The sequence below is a fragment of the Agathobaculum desmolans ATCC 43058 genome, assembly GCF_000701665.1.
In the GTDB taxonomy this organism is placed as follows: Bacteria; Bacillota; Clostridia; order Oscillospirales; family Butyricicoccaceae; genus Agathobaculum; species Agathobaculum desmolans.
In genome coordinates, this window is the sequence record NZ_JNJN01000074.1 from 1 (window position 1) to 5,943 (window position 5,943).

At 46.5% G+C, this 5,943-nt stretch carries 5 protein-coding genes and 1 pseudogene; 4 read left to right on the forward strand and 2 right to left on the reverse strand.

From position 1 onward, the window contains the following. The first annotated feature begins 357 nt into the window (after window positions 1–357). Window positions 358–1,584 (forward strand): IS110 family RNA-guided transposase, encoded by a 1,227-nt coding sequence (locus T363_RS0113235; RefSeq protein WP_031474483.1) that lies wholly within the window; start codon window positions 358–360, stop codon window positions 1,582–1,584. 129 nt (window positions 1,585–1,713) lie between these two features. On the opposite strand, the gene T363_RS0113240 is transcribed toward T363_RS0113235, so the two are convergent. Then, window positions 1,714–1,911 (reverse strand): helix-turn-helix domain-containing protein, encoded by a 198-nt coding sequence (locus tag T363_RS0113240; RefSeq protein WP_031476589.1) that lies wholly within the window; start codon window positions 1,909–1,911, stop codon window positions 1,714–1,716. A 171-nt stretch (window positions 1,912–2,082) separates the two neighbouring features. Here T363_RS0113240 and T363_RS0113245 point away from each other — a divergent pair, with 171 nt between their 5' ends. Next, window positions 2,083–2,439 carry a helix-turn-helix domain-containing protein gene (locus T363_RS0113245; protein ID WP_031476591.1) on the forward strand — a complete coding sequence of 119 codons (357 nt, stop codon included), beginning with the start codon at window positions 2,083–2,085 and terminating at the stop codon, window positions 2,437–2,439. A gap of 222 nt (window positions 2,440–2,661) precedes the next feature. Here T363_RS0113245 and T363_RS14780 read toward each other — a convergent pair. Then, window positions 2,662–4,074, reverse strand: a pseudogene (locus T363_RS14780) (relaxase/mobilization nuclease domain-containing protein). Window positions 4,075–4,200: 126 nt separating this feature from the next. On the opposite strand from T363_RS14780, the gene T363_RS0113255 reads away from it, so the two are divergent. Together T363_RS0113255 and T363_RS0113260 are read left to right on the forward strand one after the other, a co-directional pair. After that, complete coding sequence (locus T363_RS0113255; protein WP_031476593.1) at window positions 4,201–5,613, forward strand: ATP-binding protein; 1,413 nt, start codon at window positions 4,201–4,203, stop codon at window positions 5,611–5,613. An 82-nt stretch (window positions 5,614–5,695) separates the two neighbouring features. Then, window positions 5,696–5,943 (forward strand): helix-turn-helix domain-containing protein (locus T363_RS0113260; protein ID WP_031474787.1); only part of this gene is annotated, 248 nt, incomplete at its 3' end.

Consider the following 5,943-nt stretch of genomic DNA (forward strand, 5'->3'; position numbering starts at 1 on the left):
CTCCTCGTATAATAAGATTTGCAGATGATTTTTAAGTGTATCTGCTTAGTTCACTCCGTGTAACCAACAGGCTTAGAGATACCCGTGATACAATAGCTGTAGGACAGTAGGGTCAAGTTCTTTTGCTCCTCGTTGAGCCACAAGGCTGCTTCATTGAAAGTCCGTCCCCCTGAGCCGGAAGTTAGCTGCAAACTCATTGGCTGTTTGCCGAAGACAAGACCGCCCTTTCAGCAGTGAGGGATATCGCATTGGTCTGCTCCGGAATGATTCTGATATGCGAGGTTGCCAGATGCTCCGGTTATCATGGGTATCTCAAAGCCTGCTGGCCTGAAATCTCCACGAGGGGAGGTGAAAAGTGTGAATCCACTATTCGTTGGCATTGATGTGAGTAGCAAGAACAATGTAGCCTACCTGATGAAGCCGGACGGCAGCAAACACTCCAGCTTCTCCGTGCAGAACAACCTCGGTGGTGCTAAACTGTTGTCAGAGAGAATCGTGTCGGCACTCAGCTCTATGCGGCTCAGTGATGTGGTGATTGGCCTGGAAGCTACCTCCATCTACGGGGACAATTTGGTCTATGCTCTTCGTGAAGATGGCGGTCTGGGCCGGTTCCGGCGGAAAATCCATGTCCTCAATCCGAAACAGGTCAAAAAGTTCAAGGAAGCCTATCCTGACCTGCCAAAAAACGACTGGGTGGACGCCTTTGTGATTGCCGACCATCTCCGCTTCGGCAGGATTGCCAAGGAGGTTTATATGGACGACTATCGCTACCAGGCACTTAGAACCCTTACCAGGGCAAGATTTGATGTCATTCAGAATCTGACCCGCGAGAAGCAGCGGTTTGCCAACTACTTATTTCTGAAATGCTCCGGCATGGCTCAGGACAAGGGTATTCAGAATACCAGCGCCACCACCATTGCACTCATGGAGCGGTTTGAAACGGTAGACAACCTGGCAAATGCTGATCTGGATGACCTGACTGCCTTTGTTGCTGAAACGGGGCGTGGCAGATTTGCAGATCCAGAATCCACCGCTAAGGCTGTACAGGCTGCGGCCAGAGGTTCTTACCGTCTGCCTAAAACAGTGAACGACACCGTGAACCAGGCCATGGCCGTTTCTATCGCCTCCATGCGGGCGCTGAAAGAACAGGTCAAGGTTCTGGACAAAGCTATTGAACAACAGTTTGAGATTATCCCAAATACCCTGACCTCTATTCCAGGCGTTGGCAAGGTTTACTCCGCCGGTATTATCGCTGAAATTGGCGATATCCACCGTTTCGCTTCCCAAGCCTCTGTCGCCAAGTTTGCCGGCCTTGTCTGGACACAGCACCAGTCCGGTGAATTTGAAGCAGAACACTCCCGGATGATTAAATCAGGCAACCGCTATCTCCGCTACTACCTCCTGGAAGCTGCCAACTCTGTGAGAAGATGCGACTCCGAGTTCCGGCGCTACTATGACCTCAAATTCAAAGAGGTTAACAAGTACCAGCACAAACGCGCACTCGCTTTAACTGCCAGAAAACTGGTTCGGTTGGTCTTTCGGCTGCTGAAGGACAACCGCCTGTATATCCCGCCGGAGGGCTAAGCGATATCGCCTGCCTCTCTGACGCCAAGGCCCTGTTTCAAAAATTATAGGGGCAGGGCTTTATTGGGTGTTGCCTTTTTGCACTCTAAACATCCGTTTTGCTTTACTTTTCCTCAAAATTTTCTCGTATTATCCCCTTGACTTAATACCATTGGACTTTCCTTGCTTCGTTCTCATATCCACAGGCTTTTCCGCGTCTTTCGGAATCAGCCAAATTGTAGCCACCTTCACAGCACCGGGAATACGGCCACCGGCGCAATAATAGTTTATCTGCCGAATTGAAACTCCCCATTTTTCACTTGCTTCTTTTAGGGTCATATAGTCCATCTCTGCACCTCCTGCAATACATTCCATTATATTTCTATTGCTCGAAGAATACAAGCCTGCAACCATGTTGCAAAAAAGAAAAATCGGTATAATCGTACCGGAAAAACCGGAATGATAAGGTTATTCCTCAAATCAAACCGGAACGATACAATATTATTGAGGTGAACGATTATGCCGATTGATGATTTAACTGCTTTAGGGCAAAAAATGCGGGAAGCCAGAAAGAAAAAAGACCTGACACAACAGGAGCTTGCGGATCTGAGCCATGTTTCTGTAAAGCAAATCGCCAATATCGAAAAGGGGAAAATGAATCCTTCTTATTTGATTTTGAGAGCATTGGCAAAGGTCCTGCACATCTCTTTAGATACGCTTATAAATCCAAATATTTCTCTGGAAGATGAAGGTGTCAATCAGATGAAAATGCTTTATTCCAGCTGTCCGCCAGAAATGCGTGACACCCTGTTGCATCACACCCAAGAAACGGTGAAAGAACTGACAGAGTTGTCCGAGATATTTGAAATGAATTGAGCCAGTGAGTGAAATTTAACGATTCTCTCACTGGTTCTTTTCAATTTCGGAGAAAAGAGGCAAGCAATGCCTGTGTTAATACACACAGGCCCGCAGAGAAGAAAATCCCTCCGTAATTTTCCTCTCCGCTTGCTTGTTGAGGGCAGCGCCCCCAAGCCCCTTTGAACACAGAATTTCATTCTGTGGCTGCGCGTTCTGCGAACGCTTTTGACCAGGACCAGCTTACCGCTGGCCGTGGTCTTTTTCTTTTTCAACATCCTGTTCTACCTCCATTTTCAGCACTCGATCTACATTTGCCTTTGTCGTTAAAAGCTCCCGCATTTCCTCACGGGAACGCCGGTACTCGGCATAGGTCTTTTTCTTTTCTTCCAGCAATTTCGCGTACTCCGTCTGCAACTCTTTGACCTTGGGAAGCTTCTTGACTCCCATCTCATCAAAGGCATTCTTAGCAGCCTGGTGGAGCAGAATTTCTTCCTCATGTTCTTCCCGGAATTTCTTAGAGTAACCTGCCTTGCGGTATGCCACATAGGCCTCACGGGTCTTGGCATAATTTACGATGTGAGTACGCAGAACAGCGATCTCTGCCATGCGCTTTTCAGCCGCTTTGATCTGCGCCGAAAGATCATTGTGATGTGCCGTGGCAGCCGCAGCCTTTTCTTCCAAAACCGCATACTCCAGCAGATTGTTCTCTGACAGGTAATTCATGGTCTGCGCCATTTGTTTCAGATTAAAAACTTTAGCCCATCGAGCATAGCCAGCACCTTTTCCAGCCTGCAATTTTGCCTGAATGTCCACCAGCAGATTGACCTTCGGCGGCTCTGCCTGTGTGACGGTTTTCTTTCGCGGGGTATGTGCTTTCTTCCCTAAGAGAACTGCCCGCAAATCTTCCAATCCATATCCTTCGCCCAGACTGTCCATGCGGGCGGCTTTCTCCCAACCAGAGAGCTTCAGTCGATACGATTTTCCGCGCTTTGAGACTTCACAACCATACTCTTGCAACAGCTTCAGCAGTTCTTCAAAGTCAGCAGGACTTTGTGATAATGCGTTGTCAATCATCACACGCAGCTGTTCCCGATGGGAGGGCTTGGCCTGTTCGCCCAGCCACTTGTTGTAGCTCTTTCCGTGAGGTTTCGGATTCTCTACAATGGGCAGTCCATTCTCAATACAGATGGTGTCACTTAGCTGGCGAACCGCCTTGGTGCTGCCCCAAAAATTGCGAAACTTCCGATCATATTCTCAGCTGACCGATGACCAGATAATGTGATTATGAATGTGCGACTTGTCTATGTGAGTGCAGACCACAAAGGCATGATTGCCTTTAGTAAAACGCCTTGCAAATTCTACGCCCAGACGGTTGGCTTCTTCCGGGGTAATCTCACCGGGGCGGAAGGACTGGCGCACATGATAGGCAATCACATCATCTGTACCACGCACTCGTCCGGTAGCGGCAATGTATTGCCTCTTTGCCAGAAGAAACTCTGCATCCGCAGTCCGGCTGTCACACGCATAGCCGGTAATGAGCCTGCCGTTATCTGTTTTCTTTGGATTGGCCACATAGTCGATGATGTCACTGATCGCCCGACTCTCTGTGCGGCCTTTGCCGACATGAAGCGGCATGATTCTTGTAGTTGCCATAATAGAAGGCCCTCCTCTCATAAATATTTTTGTTTTCGCTGAACTCTTTGCTTCTATCGTTGCAATAACTTTCTCCGCTGGGTATAATAAAAAAGAACTTTCTACAACCTCAAAGGAGGGATTTCTATGATAGAACAGCTCATTGCTGAAGCAACAGAATGTGATTTCAAAGTTGCTCTCGAAATAAAAAAGCCAAAAAGCTGGTTAAAAAGTGTCAGTGCCTTTTCCAATGGAATCGGCGGCACTCTGTTTTTCGGAATCTCTGATGACCGGAAACCTATCGGCTTGTCCGATGTTCAAAAGGATGCTGAGGCGATCAGCCGCTTAATTAAAGAACGAATCACACCATTACCTCAGTTTATCTTAAAACCATTACAGGAAGATGGTAAAAATCTATTAGCTCTGGAGGTTTCTCCCGGCCGTAGCACCCCATATTATTACAAGGCAGACGGCGTGATGGAGGCATATATCCGTGTTGGAAATGAAAGCGTAATTGCCCCGGATTACATTGTGAATGAACTGATCTTAAAGGGAACCAATCAGTCCTTTGATACCCTAACAACAGATGCGGTAAAAAAGGATTACAGCTTTACACTTCTGGAAGCAACCTATCTGGAACGGACTGGTCTCCGCTTTGAGCCATCCGATTATGTCTCCTTCGGTTTGGCTGACAAAAATGGGGTCTTGACCAATGCCGGAAAGCTCATGACTGATCAGCACACAGTTTATAACTCCCGTATGTTCTGTACCCGGTGGAATGGCTTGGAAAAAGGCTCTATCTTTGATGATGCATTGGACGATAAAGAATACGAAGGGAATCTGATTTATCTACTGAAAAGCGGCAGTGAATTTATTCGCAATAATTCCAAAGTCCGTTTTGTCAAAGAGGCACAGTATCGGGTAGACAAGCCGGATTATGCTGAACGAGCTGTGACAGAGGCTCTTGTTAATGCGCTTATCCATCGTGATTATATTGTGCTTGGCAGCGAAATCCATATTGATATGTTTGATGATCGGGTGGAAATCACATCTCCGGGCGGTATGTTTGGCGGCGGCTCAATTCAGGAATACGATATTTACAGTATCCGTTCGATGCGACGAAACCCTGTGATTGCTGACCTGTTCCACCGCATGAAGTACATGGAACGCCGTGGAAGTGGCCTACGCAAAATCGTCAGTGAAACCGAAAAGCTGCCTGGATACACAGAGGCATATAAACCAGAATTTTCCTCAACAGCGACAGATTTCAGAGTCATCTTGAAAAATGTAAACTACATCATGTGCGGTGCTTCCGCACATGATACAGCACATGATGTCGCACATGATACATCTGTGATCAGCAAGCAAAACTTGCTATTGGAATTTTGTGCAGACCCTAAAAGTCGAGATGAAATGCAAGCATATATTGATGTTTCCAGCCGTTCTCACTTCAGCAAATATTACCTCAAGCCTTTATTATCTTCTGGTAAACTTGAAATGATGTTTCCAGACAAACCCAAAAGCAAAAACCAGAAATACACTACCGTTCATTCCAAATAACCAAGAAGCAGGGCACTGGGTGATATGATCCTCCTAAAGTAGACCATGGAAAAAACCAAAATCTACTTTAGGAGGATTTTTTATGGGCAAAATAAAATTCACTCCAGAGAAGAAAATAGAAATCATAGAAGCGTATAAGTCGGGTAAGGTTGCCTATTCTCAATTACAAGATGTTTATGGAATGAATCGTGACGAGATATATAGATGGATATCCAAGTACGAAGCGAACGGTATTGAAGCCTTTGTAAGTGGAAACAGGAGGTATTCCAAGGAATTTAAGATTCATTGCATTGAAGAGTATCTTAGCGGAATTGGCAGTGTGGATGATAT